At 59.2% G+C, this 18988-nt stretch carries 24 protein-coding genes; 10 read left to right on the top strand and 14 right to left on the bottom strand.

The window, feature by feature from the left end:
• Window positions 1–169: 169 nt before the first annotated feature.
• Window positions 170–379, top strand: a complete 210-nt coding sequence (locus J1G33_RS01225; protein WP_005784881.1) for a hypothetical protein — start codon at window positions 170–172, stop codon at window positions 377–379.
• A 59-nt stretch (window positions 380–438) separates the two neighbouring features.
• On the opposite strand, the gene J1G33_RS01220 is transcribed toward J1G33_RS01225, so the two are convergent.
• Window positions 439–1023, bottom strand: coding sequence for a YajG family lipoprotein (locus J1G33_RS01220; RefSeq protein ID WP_078820298.1), 585 nt, complete (start codon window positions 1021–1023; stop codon window positions 439–441).
• Window positions 1024–1205: 182 nt separating this feature from the next.
• Here J1G33_RS01220 and J1G33_RS01215 point away from each other — a divergent pair, with 182 nt between their 5' ends.
• Together J1G33_RS01215 and mqo are read left to right on the top strand one after the other, a co-directional pair.
• Complete coding sequence (locus J1G33_RS01215; protein ID WP_032877761.1) at window positions 1206–1439, top strand: hypothetical protein; 234 nt, start codon at window positions 1206–1208, stop codon at window positions 1437–1439.
• A 726-nt stretch (window positions 1440–2165) separates the two neighbouring features.
• Window positions 2166–3674 carry a malate dehydrogenase (quinone) gene (gene mqo / locus J1G33_RS01210; protein ID WP_005784875.1) on the top strand — a complete coding sequence of 503 codons (1509 nt, stop codon included), beginning with the start codon at window positions 2166–2168 and terminating at the stop codon, window positions 3672–3674.
• 53 nt (window positions 3675–3727) lie between these two features.
• Here mqo and J1G33_RS01205 read toward each other — a convergent pair whose 3' ends face one another.
• From J1G33_RS01205 to J1G33_RS01195, 3 genes are all read right to left on the bottom strand, one after another.
• Window positions 3728–4015 (bottom strand): PA4642 family protein, encoded by a 288-nt coding sequence (locus J1G33_RS01205; RefSeq protein WP_032877763.1) that lies wholly within the window; start codon window positions 4013–4015, stop codon window positions 3728–3730.
• Between the two features lie 72 nt (window positions 4016–4087).
• The gene (locus J1G33_RS01200) at window positions 4088–4555 is read right to left on the bottom strand and encodes a WbuC family cupin fold metalloprotein (RefSeq protein WP_223017595.1); all 468 of its coding nucleotides are present in this window, start codon (window positions 4553–4555) and stop codon (window positions 4088–4090) included.
• Window positions 4556–4558: 3 nt separating this feature from the next.
• Window positions 4559–5116: a hypoxanthine-guanine phosphoribosyltransferase gene (locus J1G33_RS01195; RefSeq protein WP_005784869.1), complete on the bottom strand. Its 558-nt coding sequence runs from the start codon at window positions 5114–5116 to the stop codon at window positions 4559–4561.
• Window positions 5117–5280: 164 nt separating this feature from the next.
• On the opposite strand from J1G33_RS01195, the gene upp reads away from it, so the two are divergent.
• Together upp and J1G33_RS01185 are read left to right on the top strand one after the other, a co-directional pair.
• A complete protein-coding gene (gene upp / locus J1G33_RS01190; protein WP_003188608.1) occupies window positions 5281–5919 on the top strand; it encodes a uracil phosphoribosyltransferase in 639 nt (212 codons plus the stop codon).
• 2 nt (window positions 5920–5921) lie between these two features.
• Window positions 5922–7196 (top strand): uracil-xanthine permease family protein, encoded by a 1275-nt coding sequence (locus J1G33_RS01185; RefSeq protein WP_032877767.1) that lies wholly within the window; start codon window positions 5922–5924, stop codon window positions 7194–7196.
• Window positions 7197–7326: 130 nt separating this feature from the next.
• Here J1G33_RS01185 and hisC read toward each other — a convergent pair whose 3' ends face one another.
• From hisC to J1G33_RS01135, 10 genes are all read right to left on the bottom strand, one after another.
• The gene (hisC, locus tag J1G33_RS01180) at window positions 7327–8379 is read right to left on the bottom strand and encodes a histidinol-phosphate transaminase (RefSeq protein ID WP_078820295.1); all 1053 of its coding nucleotides are present in this window, start codon (window positions 8377–8379) and stop codon (window positions 7327–7329) included.
• Window positions 8380–8382: 3 nt separating this feature from the next.
• Entirely contained in the window at window positions 8383–9699 is a 1317-nt protein-coding gene (hisD, locus tag J1G33_RS01175) for a histidinol dehydrogenase (protein WP_003188601.1), read from the bottom strand.
• Between the two features lie 128 nt (window positions 9700–9827).
• Complete coding sequence (gene hisG, locus J1G33_RS01170; RefSeq protein WP_003188599.1) at window positions 9828–10463, bottom strand: ATP phosphoribosyltransferase; 636 nt, start codon at window positions 10461–10463, stop codon at window positions 9828–9830.
• Window positions 10464–10601: 138 nt separating this feature from the next.
• A complete protein-coding gene (murA, locus tag J1G33_RS01165) occupies window positions 10602–11867 on the bottom strand; it encodes a UDP-N-acetylglucosamine 1-carboxyvinyltransferase (protein WP_032877771.1) in 1266 nt (421 codons plus the stop codon).
• Between the two features lie 23 nt (window positions 11868–11890).
• Window positions 11891–12130, bottom strand: coding sequence for a BolA family protein (locus J1G33_RS01160; RefSeq protein ID WP_003188597.1), 240 nt, complete (start codon window positions 12128–12130; stop codon window positions 11891–11893).
• Window positions 12131–12246: 116 nt separating this feature from the next.
• Window positions 12247–12552 (bottom strand): STAS domain-containing protein, encoded by a 306-nt coding sequence (locus J1G33_RS01155; RefSeq protein WP_005784859.1) that lies wholly within the window; start codon window positions 12550–12552, stop codon window positions 12247–12249.
• The gene (locus tag J1G33_RS01150) at window positions 12549–13196 is read right to left on the bottom strand and encodes an ABC transporter substrate-binding protein (protein ID WP_032877773.1); all 648 of its coding nucleotides are present in this window, start codon (window positions 13194–13196) and stop codon (window positions 12549–12551) included. The genes J1G33_RS01155 and J1G33_RS01150 overlap by 4 nt, the downstream gene beginning before the upstream one ends.
• Before the next feature lie 11 nt (window positions 13197–13207).
• Window positions 13208–13675, bottom strand: coding sequence for an outer membrane lipid asymmetry maintenance protein MlaD (gene mlaD, locus J1G33_RS01145; RefSeq protein WP_005784855.1), 468 nt, complete (start codon window positions 13673–13675; stop codon window positions 13208–13210).
• Window positions 13675–14472, bottom strand: coding sequence for a lipid asymmetry maintenance ABC transporter permease subunit MlaE (mlaE, locus tag J1G33_RS01140; RefSeq protein ID WP_005784853.1), 798 nt, complete (start codon window positions 14470–14472; stop codon window positions 13675–13677). Before mlaE ends, mlaD begins: the two co-directional genes overlap by 1 nt.
• Window positions 14472–15281, bottom strand: coding sequence for an ATP-binding cassette domain-containing protein (locus tag J1G33_RS01135; RefSeq protein ID WP_005784851.1), 810 nt, complete (start codon window positions 15279–15281; stop codon window positions 14472–14474). The genes mlaE and J1G33_RS01135 overlap by 1 nt, the downstream gene beginning before the upstream one ends.
• A 298-nt stretch (window positions 15282–15579) precedes the next feature.
• Between J1G33_RS01135 and J1G33_RS01130 the strand changes: the two genes are divergently transcribed.
• The 5 genes from J1G33_RS01130 to lptB are packed head-to-tail and all read left to right on the top strand — an operon-like array spanning window position 15580 to window position 18905.
• On the top strand, window positions 15580–16554 hold the full coding sequence (locus J1G33_RS01130) for a KpsF/GutQ family sugar-phosphate isomerase (protein WP_223017594.1): 975 nt from the start codon (window positions 15580–15582) through the stop codon (window positions 16552–16554).
• Complete coding sequence (locus J1G33_RS01125; protein ID WP_005784847.1) at window positions 16555–17079, top strand: HAD family hydrolase; 525 nt, start codon at window positions 16555–16557, stop codon at window positions 17077–17079.
• Window positions 17080–17087: 8 nt separating this feature from the next.
• Complete coding sequence (gene lptC / locus J1G33_RS01120) at window positions 17088–17660, top strand: LPS export ABC transporter periplasmic protein LptC (protein WP_032877780.1); 573 nt, start codon at window positions 17088–17090, stop codon at window positions 17658–17660.
• Entirely contained in the window at window positions 17647–18180 is a 534-nt protein-coding gene (gene lptA, locus J1G33_RS01115; protein ID WP_032877782.1) for a lipopolysaccharide transport periplasmic protein LptA, read from the top strand. The genes lptC and lptA overlap by 14 nt, the downstream gene beginning before the upstream one ends.
• On the top strand, window positions 18180–18905 hold the full coding sequence (lptB, locus tag J1G33_RS01110) for an LPS export ABC transporter ATP-binding protein (RefSeq protein ID WP_005784841.1): 726 nt from the start codon (window positions 18180–18182) through the stop codon (window positions 18903–18905). The genes lptA and lptB overlap by 1 nt, the downstream gene beginning before the upstream one ends.
• Window positions 18906–18988 lie beyond the last annotated feature (83 nt).

The following is an 18988-nucleotide window of genomic DNA, read 5'->3' as shown; positions in this document are numbered from 1 at the left end:
GAATCAGTATTCGGATATCAGTCCAGATACCAACCTGAACGATAGTCGCCTCCTGCGCCTTTAATGCTCCTTCTCCGTTGACGGCTAATGTATCCAGTAATTTACAGCGTCACCTGAACGTCACCTTAACAAGCCACTCTGTTGCCCTTCGACGCTTGAGGAGCTAGTCATGTTGCACGCGCAAAACCAGGATCGGCTGTATCTGATCGCCCCAAACGATGAGCAAGAGGCGCTGGTCGGCAGCCTTGCGTTCAACGTCCAGGATCGCCACTGGCTGGTGTATTGCGCCCTCGGCGGCCACCAACATGCGGACTTGCCGGAACTGGATTTGCTCACCGGCGTGAGTGTGCTGGACTTCTATGTCGATACGGCGGCATGACCAAACCACGGGCATAAAAAAACCGGGCTCATCACTGAGCCCGGGTTTTTGGGCACGGTTTATTGCGAACTGAGCAACTGGCCGATGCTTGGGTCCTTGAACAGGCGGGTCAGGGCATCGCTGAGCACATCGCTGACCAGCTTGGTGTTGGTTTCCTGGTTGGGCGACATGCCGAAGCGCTGGTTCAGCGATGCGGCGTAGCGGCCACTGTAGCGACGGGTACCGGCGCTGACGTCAGACTTGAAGGTCGCACCGATGGAGGCTTCGGTCACATACAGCCCCTCTTTGGGCGACTGGTACTTCAGCTCGGCCAGGGTCACGGTCAGTTGCGGCACACCTGGCGAGTTGGTCGGTGTAAAGCCCAGCAAGCGCACAGCGGCTTCAGCCTGGGCCTGCAGCTTGGGCAGCACATCCTGGCCGGTCACCGAAATCAGCGCAGTCTCCGGATACAGGCCGCCACGCGAGCCCAGGGTTGGCGACGGACGACCGTCGACCACACGTACCGACACCGGCTGGCCATGACCTACCGCAGCCAACGGCGCGGTGACTTTAGGTTGCGGGCTGAGTTGTTGCGGGCTGTTGGCGCAGCCAACCAGGGTCAAACTGGTCACAGTGATCAAACCGAACAACAGGCGTTGCAACATACTCATTTCTCCAGGACTAGGTGCAGACAGGTCGCCAGTATAACGGTGCACGCACGCCACTCACCAGCAATCCTGAACAGTGGCTGAAGCCACGGGCAAATTACAAATTCGCATAAATTGGTCACCGCAGTGTCATGCCACACTGGCAATCTTCAAGCATGTAACACACCAGGTACACAGCCATGCGCCTTCTCAAGACACTGTTCATGTCACACGCCCGTCACCGCCACTTCGCCCTGCTCGACGCCCAGGGCCATTGCCAGGCATTCAAGCAATGCAGCCTGCCGCCCGTCGGTGAAGGTTGGGTAGAAGTGACCGAGACTCATCTGGGCTGGATGCACCGCCCTCTGCCGGCCAGCGCCCGGGTCAAGCCGCAGGTTTTTCGCGCACAACACCGGCAAGCGTTGGCCTCCTGACCGGGACCCGAATAAAAGTCATAAAACACGCCCATTTCCCTGGCGTTCTTCGCTACAATCTCCCCCCGATTATAAGGACGTCTCCTGATCGGGCCCCGCAGCATCGTTAATGCCCAGGCATTAGCCCCAAAATCGCCCACAGAGAGCCGCCCACACAGATCAAGTGAAGCTGGCGTGCTTGCTGTTTCCTTTGCAAACCACCCCGCCTTTATCGGATCTGCCAGAGCTGCCATTGCGCTCGGCCACTTGTGTTGTTTGCCCGTTTTGCCGCATGTCGGCAGAGGTTTACGGGCCAGGTGCCAGGCTGGGGCAGCCCTTTTTTGAGGTTCACGTCTTCAAAAGAGCGTGAAAAAACGGGTTTTCACAACTTCACAAGAGTGTGGCGAGCAAATGAATAGTTTGGCGTTTGTACAAACACCACCAGCGTCTGGGGCAGCCCAATTACACAGGATCGAGCCTTTCTCAAAAACCGGAGCTTGAGCCTGTCCGCTACGGATTGGTTGCACGAATCGCACGCTTTGACCATAAGTCGAATTGCCACAGGCGCCCATGAATGCGTTCATAGGCAGATTAGCCCGGCAGGAAGCGTGTGCTGAAGTTGCAAAGAATTGCGAAACGGACATGGCGATCCTGGCCATGGGTAACCTGGGGCAACACGTGAACCGCCCCGTCACTCCTGGCAGCCATGCCGTCAATTTGGTGCTGCAGATTTTGGAGACGCGTTAAATGGCGCATAACGAAGCAGTCGACGTAGTTCTGGTAGGGGCCGGCATCATGAGTGCCACCCTGGCCGTACTGCTCAAGGAGCTCGACCCCGGCCTCAAGCTGGAAGTCGTTGAGCTGATGGATTCGGGTGCCGCGGAGAGTTCCAACCCGTGGAACAACGCCGGTACCGGCCACGCCGGGCTGTGTGAGCTGAACTACACGCCACAGGCCGCCGATGGCTCCATCGACATCAAGAAAGCCGTGCACATCAACACCCAGTTCGAGGTGTCGAAACAGTTCTGGGCGTACCTGACCAAGAAGGGCACCTTCGGCTCGTCCAAGTCGTTCATCAGCCCGGTCCCGCACCTGAGCTTCGTGCAGGGCGACAAAGGCGTGTCCTTCCTCAAGAAGCGTTTTGAGACCCTCAGCCAGCATCACGCGTTTTCGGACATGCACTACACCGAAGACCGCAGCGAAATGGCCGAGTGGATGCCGCTGATGATGCCGGGCCGCCCGCTTGACGAAAAAATCGCCGCGACCCGCGTGATGAACGGCACCGACGTCAACTTCGGCGCCCTGACCAATCAGTTGCTCAGCCACCTGACCAGTTCGCCGGATGCCCAGGTCAAATACTGCAAGCGCGTCACCGGCCTCAAGCGTAACGGCGCCGGCTGGACCGTGAGCATCAAGGACGTCAACAGCGGCAACAGCCGCGAAGTGGACGCCAAGTTCGTGTTCCTCGGCGCCGGTGGTGCGGCCCTGCCGCTGCTGCAAGCCTCGGGCATCGAAGAAAGCAAAGGCTTCGGCGGTTTCCCGGTCAGTGGCCAGTGGCTGCGTTGCGACAACCCGGAAGTGGTCAAACAGCACCAGGCCAAGGTCTACAGCCAGGCTGCCGTGGGTTCGCCGCCCATGTCCGTGCCGCACCTGGACACCCGCGTGGTGGATGGCAAGAAGTCGCTGCTGTTCGGGCCATACGCAGGCTTTACCACCAAGTTCCTCAAGCACGGCTCGTTCCTTGACCTGCCGATGTCGATTCGCGCTGGCAATATTGGCCCGATGCTGGCCGTGGCCCGCGACAACATGGACCTGACCAAGTACCTGGTCAGCGAAGTGCGCCAATCCATGGAGCAGCGCCTGGAATCCCTGCGTCGCTTCTACCCCGAGGCAAAAGCCGAAGACTGGCGCCTGGAAGTGGCCGGCCAGCGGGTGCAGATCATCAAGAAAGACCCGAAGAAAGGCGGCGTGCTGCAATTCGGCACCGAGCTGGTGGCGGCCAAGGACGGTTCGCTCGCGGCGCTGCTGGGCGCATCTCCGGGTGCCTCGGTGACCGTATCGATCATGCTGGAGCTGATTGAACGCTGCTTCCCGCAGAAGGCTGCCGGTGAATGGGCGAGCAAGCTGCACGAGATCTTCCCGGCGCGGGAAAAGGTCCTGGAGACGGATGCCGAGCTGTATCGCAAGATCAACACGCAGAACAACATCAGCCTTGAGCTGGTGGAGCAAAGCAACGAAGCCCAAAGCTACGCTTAAGGTTTGAATGCAAAAAAAACGCCCCTCGGGGCGTTTTTTTGTGGCTCGGATAATCAGCCGCGGGCCTTGTCGATCAGCTCGATGTACTCGGCGGCGTTGCGCTGGTCCTTGATCAGATCAACGAAGGTCTGGCCATGCTCGTCCTTGCCATCCAGGTCCAGGCCTGCTTCTTGGAAAAAGCCCAGGAAACGCTCGAAGTCGTCGATACGCAGGCCGCGATAGGCCTTGATCAGTTTGTGCAGGGACGGCGAAGTCGCATCAACCGGCTCGAAGTCCAGGAACAACTTGATTTGGTCGTCACCGATCTCGTCGCCAATCACCTGTTTCTTATCTTTACGCATTACCGACTCCAGCCTGCAGACATTTACACGGGGTTTGAAGTCTACCTGCGCGACGCAGGATGTGGGAGGGGCTCAATCGAACTGGGCAAGCATCCAGCGGTGATACTCCGCCATACCCGCCTCGCCTTCACGGGGCGCCCAGCTTGCCAATTCGCCCTCGCCAACCGGACGGTAAGGGCCAGCCTTACATTCAAACATCACGCTGTCCGGCTCCAGCACCACCAAGCTATGAAACACTCCTGGCGACAGGTCTACACCCAGGCACTCTCCTCCAGCCTGCAGTACACGTTTGCTCAACACCTCGCCCGTGTCGCTGAAAATCAGGATACCTAGGCGCCCTTTCATTACCAGCAAGGTTTCAGCTTTATCAGCGGTCAGGTGACGATGAGGTTGCACATAGGTGCTGGGCTGCAAGCCGACCGCCATGCGATGACAAGGCTCTTGCATCTCATGGAAGTTGACGTTCTGACGCCCACGGGGATTGGCAGCCGCTTTCTCGGCCAATTCGGCAAACAGGGTCTGATCAAGAAAGCGGGCCATCGATTACATTCCTTTAACGGCAAAGATGCCATTGGCGTTACGCCAGTAGCCTTTGTAATCCATGCCATACCCGAAGATATAGCGGTCGACGCACGGCAGCCCAACAAAATCGGCCTTCAATTCAGGGCGGGCCTTGCGGTCGTGGTCTTTATCGATCAACACAGCGGTATGCACTTTGCGCGCGCCGGCATGTTTGCAGAAATCGATGATCGCGCCCAGGGTATGACCTTCATCGAGGATGTCATCAATGATCAGCACATCGCGGTCAATGAACGAAACTTCCGGCTTGGCCTTCCAGAACAGATCGCCGCCGCTGGTTTCGTTGCGATAACGGGTGGCGTGCAGGTAAGAGGCTTCCAGTGGGAATTGCAGGTGGGTGAGCAATTTACCGGCGAAGATCAGGCCACCGTTCATCACACAAAAGACCACCGGGTTGGTGTCGGCCATTTCGCGGGTGATGTGCTCGCCGACCTTGGCGATTGCTGCTTCGACCTGCGCTTCGGTGTACAGGCAGTCAGCCTCGTGCATGATTTGACGGATATGCTCGAGATCAGCAGACATGGCGCTCTCCAAGGGGGTGCTGTGGCAAGAAAAGCGGGCGAAGGTACGCTTCTCGTGCGCTCCAATCAAGCCTTTATGGACTAACGTACTTGATGTCTATAGGACAACACTCTCGGATAGATTAATCTAGGCCGGTTTTTTTGCCCGCCGCCGGAGCCTTTCCCATGCCCACTCGCGAGATCCGCCACCCGCTGATCCGACACAAACTCGGCCTTATGCGCCGTGCCGACATTAGCACGAAGAATTTCCGTGAGCTTGCTCAGGAAGTCGGAGCGCTGCTGACTTACGAAGCCACCAAGGATTTACCCCTGGAAACCTACGAGATCCCCGGTTGGGCCGGTCCCGTACAAGTGGAAAAAATCGCCGGTAAGAAAATTACCGTCGTCCCTATCCTGCGCGCCGGTATCGGCATGCTCGAAGGTGTACTCAGCCTGATCCCGGGCGCCAAGGTCAGCGCCGTGGGCGTTGCCCGCAATGAAGAAACACTGCAGGCCCACACCTACCTGGAGAAGCTCGTTCCGGAAATCAACGAGCGCCTGGCCATGATCATCGACCCGATGCTCGCCACCGGTAGCTCCATGGTCGCGACCATCGACCTGCTGAAAAAAGCCGGCTGCCGGGACATCCGTGCCATGGTGCTGGTGGCCGCGCCCGAAGGCATCGCCGCCGTCGAGAAAGCCCATCCGGATGTGCAGATCTACACCGCATCCATTGATGAGCGCCTGAATGAACACGGCTACATCATCCCAGGCCTTGGCGATGCCGGTGACAAGATCTTCGGCACCAAGCAGAAGGACGCGTGAACATGCAGGATGAATTCAACGACCCGCTTTGGCGCCAGATCCTGTCTGGCGCACAGATGCTCTTCGTAGCATTTGGCGCGCTGGTGTTGATGCCGCTGATCACAGGTCTTGATCCAAACGTCGCACTGTTCACCGCCGGCCTGGGCACATTGCTGTTCCAGGTGGTGACAGGGCGGCAGGTGCCGGTATTTTTGGCATCGAGCTTCGCGTTTATCACCCCGATCATCCTCGCCAAAGGCCAATTCGGCCTGGCGGCGACCATGGGTGGGGTGATGGCGGCCGGTTTCGTCTATACGTTCCTGGGCCTGGCCGTGAAGGTCAAGGGCACCGGCTTTATCGATCGACTGCTGCCACCGGTGGTCATCGGCCCGGTGATCATCTCGATCGGCCTGGCCATGGCGCCGATTGCCGCCAATATGGCCATGGGCAAGTCCGGCGACGGAGCCGAGTTGATCCATTACCAGACGGCGATGCTGATCTCGATGCCCGCGCTGCTGACCACCTTGATCGTGGCCGTGTTCGGCAAAGGTATTTTCCGCCTGGTGCCGATCATCTCCGGCGTGCTGGTGGGCTTTGCCATGTCGTTCTATTTTGGCGTGGTCGACACCGCAAAGATCGCGGCTGCGCCGTGGTTCGCCCTGCCCCACTTTACCGCGCCGGAGTTCAACTGGCAGGCGATCCTGTTTATCGTCCCGGTTGCCCTGGCCCCGGCGATCGAACATATCGGCGGTGTGATTGCGGTGGGCAGCGTGACCGGTCGCGACTACCTGAAAAAGCCCGGCCTGCACCGCACCTTGCTGGGTGACGGTATCGCCACTACGGCTGCCGGCATGTTTGGCGGCCCGCCGAACACCACCTACGCCGAGGTGACCGGCGCAGTGATGCTGACCAAGAACTACAACCCGAAAATCATGACCTGGGCGGCAGTGTTTGCCATCAGCCTGGCGTTTATCGGAAAGTTCGGCGCACTGCTGCAGAGCATCCCCGTGCCAGTGATGGGCGGGATTCTGTGCCTGCTGTTCGGCTCGATTGCCGCGGTGGGGATGAACACGCTGATTCGCCACAGGATCGACCTGGGTGAAGCACGCAACCTGGTGATCGTGTCGGTAACCCTGGTATTCGGGATTGGCGGTGTGCTGGTCGGCACCGGCACCGGCCCGGACGATTTCGGCCTCAAGGGCATTGCCCTGTGTGCGGTGGTGGCGATTGGCTTGAACCTGCTGCTGCCGGGCAATGATGGCTGGAAGAACAAGAAGCCGGATGAGCCGCTTCTTTAACTAACGCCGCAAAATAGAATGTGGGAGGGGGCTTGCCCCCGATGACGGAGTGCCAGTCGACATCTAATCGACTGATCCACCGCTATCGGGAGCAAGCCCCCTCCCACATTTTTTTGATTTTCAGTGTGGCTTAGAGCTCGCCCAGGCCATCAATCAGCGCCTGGTTCTGCTCAGGCGTACCGATACTGATCCGCAGGAACTGGGCAATCCGCTCCTGCTTGAAGTGCCGCACGATAACCCCCTGCTCACGCAACTTGGCTGCCAATCCAGCAGCGTCATGCCGTGGGTGGCGCGCAAAGATGAAGTTCGCCGCCGAGGGCAACACTTCAAACCCTTTGCCTTCCAGTTGCGCGACCACCTTGTTGCGGCTGTCGATCACCATCTGGCAGGTCTGCTCGAAGTATTCACGGTCTTCGAACGCCGCCGCCGCGCCAACAATCGCCAGGCGATCCAGCGGGTAGGAGTTGAAGCTGTTCTTGACCCGCTCCAGCGCCTCGATCAGGTCCGGATGACCCACGGCCAGGCCCACACGCAAACCGGCCAGTGAGCGCGATTTGGACAGGGTCTGGGTCACCAGCAGGTTCGGGTAACGGTCCACCAGGCTGATGGCGGTTTCGCCACCGAAGTCGATGTAGGCTTCGTCGACCACCACCACCGAATCCGGGCTGGCCTTGAGGATCTGCTCCACCGCATCCAGCGCCAGTACGCAGCCGGTGGGTGCGTTCGGGTTGGGGAAGATGATCCCGCCGTTGGGCCTGGCATAGTCAGATGCGCGAATCTGGAACTGCTCGTCCAACGCCAGCGCGTCGTACTTGATGCCGTAGAGGCCGCAATAGACGGGGTAAAAGCTGTAGCTGATATCCGGGAACAGCAGTGGCAGATCGTGCTGGAACAGGCCATGAAAGATGTGCGCCAGGACTTCATCGGAACCGTTGCCCAGGAATACCTTCCCGGCGTCGATTCCGTAATACCTGGCCACTGCCTGTTTAAGCAGGTCGCTGTTGGGGTCCGGGTACAGGCGCAAGTTGTCGTTCAACTCGGCCTGCATCGCTGCCAATGCCTTGGGCGATGGGCCGTATGGGTTTTCGTTGGTGTTGAGCTTGACCAGCTTGGTCAGCTTCGGTTGCTCACCGGGTACGTAAGGCACAAGGTCCTTGACGAAAGGGCTCCAGAATTTGCTCATGCCTTACTCTCCCTTGACGATGCGGTATTCAGCGCTGCGTGCGTGAGCGCTGAGGGATTCACCACGGGCCAGCACCGAGGCAGTCTTGCCCAGCTCGGAAGCACCTTGTGGCGAGCAGAAGATAATCGACGAACGCTTCTGGAAGTCATACACCCCCAGCGGCGATGAAAAACGCGCAGTGCCGGAGGTCGGCAACACGTGGTTAGGCCCGGCGCAGTAGTCGCCCAGGGCTTCGCTGGTGTGACGCCCCATGAAGATCGCACCGGCGTGACGAATCGACGGCAACCAGGCCTGTGGATCCGCTACGGACAGCTCCAGGTGTTCCGGCGCGATGCGGTTGGCCACTTCGATGGCTTGCTCCATATCACGCACCAGAATCAGGGCGCCGCGGCCATTGATCGACTTCTCGATGATTTCGGCACGCTCCATGGTCGGCAGCAGCTTATTGATGCTGGCGGCGACCTTGTCGAGGAACTCGGCATCGGGGCTGACCAGGATCGCCTGGGCATCTTCGTCGTGCTCAGCCTGGGAGAACAGGTCCATGGCGATCCAGTCCGGATCGGTCTGGCCGTCACACACCACCAGAATTTCCGAAGGGCCGGCGATCATGTCGATGCCGACCTGGCCGAACACATGGCGCTTGGCGGTGGCGACGTAGATGTTGCCTGGGCCAACAACCTTGTCGACCTTCGGCACGCTTTCGGTGCCATAGGCCAAAGCCGCGACGGCCTGGGCGCCACCGATGGTGAACACTCGGTCGACACCCGCGATGCAGGCGGCAGCCAGTACCAGTTCGTTGATTTCACCACGAGGGGTCGGCACCACCATGACCACTTCAGTGACGCCCGCCACTTTGGCCGGAATCGCGTTCATTAACACGGACGACGGATAAGAGGCTTTACCGCCCGGCACGTAAAGGCCGGCACGGTCCAACGGCGTGACCTTCTGGCCCAGTACGGTGCCATCGGCTTCGGTGTAGCTCCAGGAGTCCTGCTTCTGCTTTTCGTGGTAGCTGCGTACCCGCGCCGCTGCGACTTCCAGGGCTTCGCGCTGGGGCGCGGTGATACGCGTCAGGGCCAGCTCAAGGCGCTCGCGGGGCAGGATCAGGTCCGCCATCGACTTGACGTCCAGGCCGTCGAACTGACGGGTGAAGTCCACCAGCGCCGCATCACCGCGCTCGCGCACGGCCTTGATAATGTCGAGCACCCGCTGGTTGACCGAATCGTCGGACACGCTTTCCCAGCTCAGCAGATGATCCAGATGATGGGCGAAATCCGGGTCGGCAGCGTTGAGTCGGGCAATTGCAGTGGACGTGGTCATAGCGAGGGCCTCAATAGAATTGGCAAAAACTCAGGCGCCCTAAACTAGCAGTCGTTTCCGCTTGGGCACCTGAGAATTCTGGCTATGAGGCGGATAGACGGGCGCAGCCTTTGGGCTACGCGGGTGAGTCAACCGCGGTGTCGAGACTCCACTGCCTTGCGCAGGGTGTCGATCAACGCCTGGATACGGGCGTGTTGCATCTTCATAGAAGCTTTGTTGACGATCAGGCGAGAGCTGATGTCGGCGATGAAATCCTGTGGCTCCAAACCGTTGGCGCGCAGGGTGTTGCCGGTGTCGACCACGTCGATGATCTTGTCGGCCAGGCCGATCAGCGGTGCCAGCTCCATCGAGCCGTAGAGCTTGATGATATCGACCTGGCGGCCCTGTTCGGCGTAGTAGCGCTTGGCGACGTTCACGAACTTGGTCGCCACTCGCAGACGGCCCTTGGGCTCGACATCACCGACACGGCCAGCGGTCATCAACTTGCACAGGGCGATACGCAGGTCCAGTGGCTCATACAAGCCCTGGCCACCGTATTCCATCAGCACATCCTTACCCGCGACACCGAGGTCGGCGGCACCATGTTCAACGTAGGTCGGCACGTCGGTAGCCCGCACGATCAGCAGGCGAACGTCGTCCTGGGTCGTGGGGATGATCAGCTTGCGGCTCTTGTCCGGATTCTCGGTCGGCACGATGCCCGCTTCAGCCAGAAGCGGCAACGTGTCGTCAAGGATGCGGCCCTTGGACAGTGCGATGGTCAACATGGGAACGTCAGTCCTTCATCAGGCTATTGCTGTCCGGTCACAAACAGTGCCAGACACAGATCGAGGCCATGACAGCCTCGATTTGAAACAAACCAGTGTGTAGGAGCGAGCTTGCTCACCCCTACAGGGCAGTGGGGGTTAGCCCGGTACGCGGCGGATCTTCGCGCCGAGCATCTGCAGTTTTTCTTCGATACACTCGTAGCCACGGTCTATGTGGTAGATGCGATCGATCAGGGTGTCGCCTTCGGCGCACAGTGCCGAGATTACCAGGCTGGCGGAAGCACGCAGGTCGGTAGCCATTACTGGCGCGCCCTTGAGCTTGTCGATGCCGGTGACGATGGCGGTATTGCCTTCGACCTGGATCTTGGCGCCCATGCGGTGCAATTCATACACATGCATGAAGCGGTTTTCGAAGATGGTCTCGATCACGGCACCGGTGCCTTCGGCAATGGCGTTCAGGGAGATGAACTGCGCTTGCATGTCGGTCGGGAACGCCGGATACGGAGCAGTACGCACATTGACGGCTTTTGGCCGCTTGCCGTGCATGTTCAGCTCGATCCAGTCTTCGCCGGTGGTGATCTCTGCGCCGGCTTCCTTGAGTTTTTCCAGGACGGCTTCAAGGATGGTCGGATCGGTGTCCTTGACCTTCACGCGGCCACCGGTCACAGCAGCGGCAACCAGGTAGGTACCGGTCTCGATGCGGTCAGGCATGACTTTGTAGGTGGCGGTGTGCAGACGCTTTACACCATCAATAGTGATGGTGTCAGTGCCAGCACCGGAAACCTTCGCGCCCATGGCGTTCAGGAAATTGGCCAGGTCGACCACTTCCGGCTCACGCGCAGCGTTTTGCAGCACGCTGCGGCCGTTGGCCAAGGCAGCGGCCATCATGATGTTTTCGGTACCGGTCACACTGACGGTATCAAAGAAGAAGTTCGCGCCACGCAGGCCGCCTTCCGGCGCCTTGGCCTTGATGTAGCCGCCTTCGACGTCGATGACTGCGCCCATGGCCTCAAGGCCACGGATGTGCAGGTCGACCGGACGCGAACCAATGGCGCAACCGCCAGGCAAGGCCACTTCGGCTTCGCCGAAACGAGCAACCATCGGGCCCAGCACCAGGATCGACGCACGCATGGTTTTCACCAGTTCGTACGGTGCGATCAGGGTCTTGATGGTGCGCGGGTCGATTTCGACGGCCAGCTTCTCGTCGATCACCGGCTCAATGCCCATGCGGCCGAACAGCTCGATCATGGTGGTAATGTCGTGCAGGTGCGGCAGGTTGGCTACAGTCACCGGGCCATCGCACAGCAGGGTCGCTGCCAGGATCGGCAAGGCGGAGTTTTTCGCACCGGAAATGCGGATCTCGCCATCAAGGCGGGCACCGCCGGTAATAATCAATTTATCCATAAGAATCTCGACGCCTTGGGGGCTCAGGTGCGCTCGGCCCAGGCCGCGCGGCTGAAAAATTTCATAGTGACCGCATGGATGCTGCCATCGGTGATCCATGGGTTCAAATGGGCATAGATCTGCTGCTGACGCTTGACCGGGCTCAATGCCGCCAGTTCATCGCTAATCACGTTCAGCTGGAAATTGCAGCCTTCGCCTTCAACTTCAACAGTCGTTTCCGGCAGCTTTCCTTCAAGGAAGCTCTTAACTTCTAGGGCCTGCATGCTCAACCTCTATCGGCGCCCAGTGCGCACGGGTCGCACATCATACAAAAAAGCCCCGCGCCTGCGAACCCCGCATAGCAGGACTCTGACGGGGGGGCTTTTCTGATAAATGTGTATTAAGGGTGTGCCAACAGCTCGGTCAGGCCGGAAACCTCGGCAATCTCGCGCATGTCTTCAGGCAAGGCACGGATACTGAGCGGCTTTTTTGCTGCTTCGGCATCGCGCATGAAGCACAGCAGCAACGACAGACCGACGCTGCTGGACTTGGTCACCGCCGAACAGTCAACCACCAGCGCAGGCGCATTGCTGGCCTTGATCAGTGCCTGGCCCTGCTTGCGCAGGTCAGGCCCGGTACGGTAATCGAGCACGCCGCTGAGCAACAGCTCGCCGGCGTCGCCGATACGAACAGCCGCCTCGGTCATTGCGCAGGCTTCCCGGCAGCTTTGTCGGTTTCTTCCTTGGCCTTGGCCACTTCACCGGCCCAACCATTGATGGTCTTGTCCAGGTTATTGCCATTGCGCTGCATCGCATCGGCGAACTGGTCACGGAACAGCTTGCCGATGTTGATGCCGTTGATGACCACGTTGCGCAGCTTCCATTCACCGTTGATTTTCGTCAGGGTGTAGGACACCGGATAGATCGCGCCATTGCTGCCCGAGACTTTCATCCCGACCTCGGCACGGTCGCCCGACTCCTCCCTGGCAGGGTCAACGACGATGCCCTGGTTGTTGTATTCCAGCAGAGCGTTGCCGTAAAACTGGAACAGACCACGCTTGAAGTTTTCCTGGAACGTCTGCATCTGCGCCGGGGTTGCCTTGCGCGAATACTTGACCGTCATGATGCTTTTGGAAATACCTTCGGCATCGACCACCGGGCCAACAATCGTGTTGAGTGCTTCGTAGAACCTGGAAGGGTCTTGCTTGTACTGCTCTTTGTTGGCCTTCAGGTCGGCCAGCATCCTGCTGGTCGTGTCCTGCACCAAATCGTGCGCAGAACCTGCCGCATTGGCCATCAGCGGCAACGCTGCAAGCAGTACCAGCAGGCCACGTCGCAAGGTAGAGATCATGAACAGATTCCTCATTTAGCGTCTTTATTGACCGTATTGAGCAGGAATTTACCGATCAGGTCTTCAAGTACCAACGACGACTGTGTGTCGTGGATTGTAGAGCCATCCTTGAGCAAGGCTGTTTCCCCGCCCACGCTGACACCGATGTATTTCTCGCCCAGTAGCCCCGCAGTGAGGATAGATGCCGTGGAGTCGGTCGGCAGGTTATCTACCTTCTTGTCCACCTGCATGGTCACTCGCCCGGTGAAGCTGTCGCGGTCCAGATCGATTGCCGTGACCTTGCCGATGGTAACGCCGGCCATGGTCACTTTGGCTCTGACCGTCAAACCGGCGATATTGTCGAAATACGCGTAAAGTTTATAGGTATCGGCGGTGGGGCTGGCCGACAGGCCGCTGACTCGCAGGGCCAACAACAGTAAAGCCAGGATGCCAGCCAGCAAGAAAAGGCCGACACCGATCTCCACAGTGCGGTTTTGCATCAGAAATCTCCAAACATCAAGGCGGTCAAAATGAAGTCAAGGCCCAGTACCGCCAGCGAGGCGTACACAACGGTCTTGGTAGTGGCACGACTGATCCCTTCTGAGGTGGGCTCGCAGTCATAGCCTTGGAATACGGCAATCCACGTCACTACAAAGGCAAAGACAATGCTCTTTATGATGCCGTTGAGCACGTCACCGGTGAAGGTCACGCTGTTTTGCATGTTGGCCCAGTAGGAGCCGTCATAGACGCCCAACCAGTCAACCGCCACCCACGAACCGCCCCAGATACCCACCACGCTGAAAATCATCGCCAGCAATGGCAGGGAAATGAAGCCGGCCCACAGGCGCGGGGCAACAATGTACTTGAGCGGGTCCACACCGATCATTTCCAGGCTGGACAGTTGCTCGGTGGACTTCATGTTGCCGATTTCGGCGGTCAGCGCCGAACCTGCACGCCCCGCGAACAGCAAGGCAGTGACCACCGGGCCGAGCTCACGCAGCAGGGTCAAGGCCACCATCTGGCCTACCGCCTGCTCCGAGCCGTAGCTGGACAGGATGTTGAAGCCCTGCAGCGCCAGCACCATGCCGATGAACACCCCGGAGACCACAATGATCACCAGGGACATCACACCCACTGCGTGCAGCTGCTTGAGCAGCAGGCCGAAGCCCCCGCCGATGCCACCGCGGCCCAGCAAGGCGTGGAACAGGAAAATGGTCGAACGCCCCAGGACTTCGATGATGTCGATGCCCGAGCGACCGAAAAGGCGAACCTTTTCGATGAGAGATGTCTTGCGCATCAGCGCTTCCCCAGAAGATCTGAGCGGTAGTCCGCTGCCGGAAAGTGAAAAGGCACCGGGCCATCGGGATCGCCGGTCATGAATTGGCGGATACGCGGGTTATCGGCGTTCATCAGCTCTTCAGGCGTACCCTGCCCCAGCACCTGGCCATCACCCACTACGTACAGGTAGTCGGCGATGCTCGCGGTTTCGGCCAGATCGTGAGACACCACGATGCTGGTGATTCCCAATGCATCATTGAGCAGGCGGATCAGGCGCACCAGCACACCCATGGCGATCGGGTCCTGACCCACGAATGGCTCGTCGTACATAAGGATCTGCGGGTCGAGGGCAATGGCCCGCGCCAGGGCGACACGGCGCTTCATACCGCCGGACAGTTCGTCCGGCATCAAGTCGATGGCACCGCGAAGGCCAACGGCCTGCAGCTTCAGCAACACAATGTCACGAATCATTTCATCGGACAGCTGGGTATGCACCCGCAGCGGGAACGCTACGTTTTCGAAAACATCGAGGTCGGTAAACAGCGCGCCGCTCTGGAACAGCACGCCCATATGCTTGCGCGCATCGAACAGATCGCTACGCGACAGCGTCGGCAGGTTCTGGCCGTTGACCCACACTTCGCCGGCACTGGGGCGCAATTGCATGCCCATCAGGCGCAACAGGGTGGTCTTGCCGCAACCGGAAGGCCCCATGATGCCCGTGACCTTGCCGCGAGGAATGCGAATATCGACGTTATTGAAGATGCTGCGCGAACCGCGCTTGAAGGTAAGGCCCTTCAGCTCGACCGCGTAGGCGTTATCGGCACTCATCTAATCTCCTTGGGATGCAGCCTTTCACTCAGACACCATGTGTGCGACTTTGGTTTGCAACGGATGCGCAATAATTAGGTACATGGGTTGGGCGGACCGAACTGGCGGCGAACTATATCACCGCTGGTGCGGCGCCCCCAAGGCCGGAACAGCGCTCGTTCAGATTTAGGACAGGGAATAACCGTTACCGAAGGTGATTGGCTGGAACTTCGCGCACAAAGCCTGACGAACTTACGTGAGGGAATTGATCATTACCGCTATAATCGCCGCCTTTTCGTCAGGCTATACGATTTCAGACATGAGCCAATCCAGCGAACTTGTTCAATCCGCACAACGCACCATCCGCCTAGAGCTTGAAGCCGTAGAAGGCTTGCTGGCCCATATCAACGCGGATTTCGTGCGCGCCTGCGAGATGATCCTGGCCAGCAAGGGCCGCGTTGTCGTGGTCGGCATGGGTAAATCCGGCCACATCGGCAACAAGATCGCCGCCACCCTGGCAAGCACCGGGACCACCGCTTTTTTCGTGCATCCGGCCGAAGCCAGCCACGGCGACATGGGCATGATCACCAAGGATGACGTGATTCTGGCGCTGTCCAATTCCGGCACCACCAACGAAATCGTGACCCTGTTGCCGTTGATCAAGCGCCTGGGCATCCAGATGATCAGCCTCACGGGCAACCCGGAATCGACCCTGGCCAAGGCCGCCGACGTCAACCTCAACGTGCACGTGGCCCATGAGGCCTGCCCGTTGAACCTGGCACCGACTTCCTCCACCACCGCCGCACTGGTCATGGGCGATGCCCTGGCGGTGGCGCTGCTGGAGGCCCGCGGGTTTACCGCAGAAGACTTCGCATTTTCCCATCCAGGCGGTGCCCTCGGGCGTCGCTTGCTGCTGAAAGTGGAAAATGTCATGCATTCGGGCGCCGAACTGCCAAGCGTTCCACGCGGTACCCTGCTCAGGGATGCGCTGATGGAAATGACCCGCAAGGGCCTCGGCATGACGGCAATCCTGGAGACCGACGGACGCTTGGCCGGGATATTCACCGACGGTGATCTGCGCCGCACCCTGGACCGCACCATTGATATTCACACCGCCACCATCGACGCGGTGATGACACCCCACGGCAAGACCGCCCGCGCTGAAATGCTCGCGGCTGAAGCGCTGAAAATCATGGAAGACCACCGGATCGGCGCGCTGATCGTCGTCGATAAGGATGATCGACCGATCGGAGCCCTTAACCTTGGCGACTTGCTGCGCGCAGGAGTGATGTAAATGACCAGCGATCTGTTGCAACGCGGTAAAAACATCAAGCTGGCGATTTTCGACGTTGACGGCGTGCTGACCGACGGCCGCCTGTACTTTCTCGAAGACGGCAGCGAATTCAAGACATTCAATACGCTCGATGGCCAGGGCATCAAGATGTTGATGGCGGCGGGTGTGCAAACGGCGATTATCAGTGGTCGAAAGACGCCGGTTGTGGAACGCCGCGCACAAAACCTCGGAATTGCTCACCTGTATCAGGGCCGCGAGGATAAACTGGTGGTGCTGGACGAGCTTCTTGGCCAACTCAACCTAAGCTATGAACAAGTCGCCTATCTAGGTGATGACCTGCCCGACCTGCCGGTGATTCGCCGGGTAGGCCTGGGCATGGCGGTCGCGAATGCCGCGGCGTTTGTGCGCGAACACGCCCATGGCATCACCACCGCCCGTGGCGGCGAAGGTGCTGCCCGCGAGTTCTGCGAGTTGATCCTGCGTGCCCAGGGCAGCCTTGAAGCGGCCCACGCCGCCTACCTATAGAGCGTTATATGCTGAGCAAAAAGATTCGCAACTTCCTGCTATTCGGGGTCATTGCCGCGCTGTTCCTGGCGGTGGGCTACTGGAATATCAGCCCGGAGCGCTTTCTCGACAAGCCTGTTGCGCAGGTTGACGAAGGTGTTATCGACTATTACGCCACCAACGCCTACAGCATTCAGTTCCTGCCAGACGGCAAGGTGCAGTATGAAATGACATCGGACAAGGTCGAGCACTTGAAGGTAGCCGATGTCAGCCTGCTGACCAACCCGGACCTGAATCTGTATCGCGGTACCGAATTTCCCTGGCACGTGACCAGCAAGCGTGGCGAGGTGAACTCGGACGGCACCGAAGTTGAACTGATCGACTCGGTACGCGTCGCACGTACAGACGCGCAGAACCGCGACACCATCATTACCAGCAGTCGCATGACGGTATTCCCACAGAAGCAATATGCGCAGACCGAGCAAGACGTTAGAATCGACGGCGCTGGCGGTGTATCGACTGGCAAGGGAATGAAAGCGTATTTGAAAGAAAGCAGGATACACCTGCTATCGAACGTAAGAGGACAGTATGAGGCTCGTTAAAACCCTCCCTATTTTGCTCGGTCTGGGCGCAGCACTGGGAAGCGTGAGCGCCTGGGCTCTGCCGAACGATAGCCAGCAACCGATCCACATCTCGGCTGACGATGCGCAGCTCGATGACAAGCAAGGTGTCGCGACCTACAAGGGCGACGTAATCATCACTCAAGGTTCGATGAAGATTACCGGCAATACCGTCACCCTGACCCGCACCCCGGCCGGCGATATCGACGTCGTGACCTCGGTGGGCAACCTTGCCTATTTCGAACAGAAGCAAAACGCCGCCGATCCAGGCCCGATCAAAGGCTACGGCGTAACCATCCAGTACCACGCGCCGCAGAACCGCATCGTACTGACTGACCGCGCCAAAGTGATCAGCAGCGACGGCAACTCGACCGAAGGCGAGAAAATCGTCTACGACACCGTCAAGCAGGTCGCCACTGCTGGCCGCGCCAATGGCACCAAGGTCACCGCGCCACGTCCGCGCATTGACATGGTTATCCAGCCGAAGAAGAAGGCCCAGTAATGGCAACCCTGAAAGCCCAGCATCTGGCCAAGGCCTATAAAAGCCGCCAGGTGGTACGTGATGTCAGCCTGTCGATCGACAGCGGCCAGATCGTCGGCTTGCTCGGCCCTAACGGTGCCGGCAAGACCACCTGCTTCTATATGATCGTCGGGCTGGTCCAGGCGGATCAGGGTCGCGTATTGATCGACGACCTGGACGTCAGCCACCAGCCCATGCACGGTCGTGCACGCGCCGGTATCGGTTATCTGCCCCAGGAAGCGTCGATCTTCCGCAAACTGTCGGTAGCCGACAACATCATGGCGATCCTCGAGACCCGCAAGGAACTCGACCGCGACGGCCGCCGCAAAGAGCTGGAAAGCCTGTTGCAGGAGTTCCACATCAACCATATTCGCGACAACCTCGGCATGAGCCTGTCCGGTGGTGAGCGCCGCCGCGTGGAAATCGCCCGCGCCCTGGCCACCGCACCGAAGTTCATCCTGCTGGATGAGCCGTTTGCCGGCGTTGACCCGATTTCGGTCGGCGATATCAAGCAGATCATTCACCACCTCAAGGCCAAGGGTATTGGCGTGCTGATCACCGACCACAACGTCCGTGAGACGCTGGATATCTGTGAAACCGCCTATATCGTCAACGATGGTCAGTTGATTGCTGAAGGCGACGCCGAGACCATCCTGGCCAATGAACTGGTCAAGGAAGTTTATCTGGGTCACGAGTTCCGCCTGTAGACGGAGTGGTATCGCGCCTTTCGCCGGAGCGCGCAGGAGTCAATAGAAACCTTGGTTTTTTTATTGTTACCGCGCTCTAGGCA

This window comes from Pseudomonas sp. P867, assembly GCF_019891455.1.
Taxonomy (GTDB): Bacteria; Pseudomonadota; Gammaproteobacteria; order Pseudomonadales; family Pseudomonadaceae; genus Aquipseudomonas; species Aquipseudomonas synxantha_A.
This window is presented reverse-complemented; position numbering and strand designations above follow the sequence as displayed.

Bases quoted from the DNA above. Each gene is read 5' to 3' on its own strand.
- murA (WP_032877771.1), bottom strand. From the start codon at position 11,867: ATGGATAAATTGATTATTACCGGCGGTGCCCGCCTTGATGGCGAGATC.
- hisD (WP_003188601.1), bottom strand. From the start codon at position 9,699: ATGACCACGTCCACTGCAATTGCCCGACTCAACGCTGCCGACCCGGAT.
- mlaD (WP_005784855.1), bottom strand. From the start codon at position 13,675: ATGCAAAACCGCACTGTGGAGATCGGTGTCGGCCTTTTCTTGCTGGCT.
- lptB (WP_005784841.1), top strand. From the start codon at position 18,180: ATGGCAACCCTGAAAGCCCAGCATCTGGCCAAGGCCTATAAAAGCCGC.
- J1G33_RS01215 (WP_032877761.1), top strand. From the start codon at position 1,206: ATGCGCCTTCTCAAGACACTGTTCATGTCACACGCCCGTCACCGCCAC.
- J1G33_RS01195 (WP_005784869.1), bottom strand. From the start codon at position 5,116: ATGTCTGCTGATCTCGAGCATATCCGTCAAATCATGCACGAGGCTGAC.
- mlaE (WP_005784853.1), bottom strand. From the start codon at position 14,472: ATGCGCAAGACATCTCTCATCGAAAAGGTTCGCCTTTTCGGTCGCTCG.
- J1G33_RS01220 (WP_078820298.1), bottom strand. From the start codon at position 1,023: ATGTTGCAACGCCTGTTGTTCGGTTTGATCACTGTGACCAGTTTGACC.
- lptC (WP_032877780.1), top strand. From the start codon at position 17,088: ATGCTGAGCAAAAAGATTCGCAACTTCCTGCTATTCGGGGTCATTGCC.
- J1G33_RS01200 (WP_223017595.1), bottom strand. From the start codon at position 4,555: ATGGCCCGCTTTCTTGATCAGACCCTGTTTGCCGAATTGGCCGAGAAA.
- lptA (WP_032877782.1), top strand. From the start codon at position 17,647: ATGAGGCTCGTTAAAACCCTCCCTATTTTGCTCGGTCTGGGCGCAGCA.
- J1G33_RS01185 (WP_032877767.1), top strand. From the start codon at position 5,922: ATGCAGGATGAATTCAACGACCCGCTTTGGCGCCAGATCCTGTCTGGC.
- hisG (WP_003188599.1), bottom strand. From the start codon at position 10,463: ATGTTGACCATCGCACTGTCCAAGGGCCGCATCCTTGACGACACGTTG.
- J1G33_RS01135 (WP_005784851.1), bottom strand. From the start codon at position 15,281: ATGAGTGCCGATAACGCCTACGCGGTCGAGCTGAAGGGCCTTACCTTC.
- J1G33_RS01125 (WP_005784847.1), top strand. From the start codon at position 16,555: ATGACCAGCGATCTGTTGCAACGCGGTAAAAACATCAAGCTGGCGATT.
- hisC (WP_078820295.1), bottom strand. From the start codon at position 8,379: ATGAGCAAATTCTGGAGCCCTTTCGTCAAGGACCTTGTGCCTTACGTA.
- J1G33_RS01155 (WP_005784859.1), bottom strand. From the start codon at position 12,552: ATGACCGAGGCGGCTGTTCGTATCGGCGACGCCGGCGAGCTGTTGCTC.
- mqo (WP_005784875.1), top strand. From the start codon at position 2,166: ATGGCGCATAACGAAGCAGTCGACGTAGTTCTGGTAGGGGCCGGCATC.
- upp (WP_003188608.1), top strand. From the start codon at position 5,281: ATGCCCACTCGCGAGATCCGCCACCCGCTGATCCGACACAAACTCGGC.
- J1G33_RS01130 (WP_223017594.1), top strand. From the start codon at position 15,580: ATGAGCCAATCCAGCGAACTTGTTCAATCCGCACAACGCACCATCCGC.
- J1G33_RS01205 (WP_032877763.1), bottom strand. From the start codon at position 4,015: ATGCGTAAAGATAAGAAACAGGTGATTGGCGACGAGATCGGTGACGAC.
- J1G33_RS01225 (WP_005784881.1), top strand. From the start codon at position 170: ATGTTGCACGCGCAAAACCAGGATCGGCTGTATCTGATCGCCCCAAAC.
- J1G33_RS01160 (WP_003188597.1), bottom strand. From the start codon at position 12,130: ATGCAGGCCCTAGAAGTTAAGAGCTTCCTTGAAGGAAAGCTGCCGGAA.
- J1G33_RS01150 (WP_032877773.1), bottom strand. From the start codon at position 13,196: ATGATCTCTACCTTGCGACGTGGCCTGCTGGTACTGCTTGCAGCGTTG.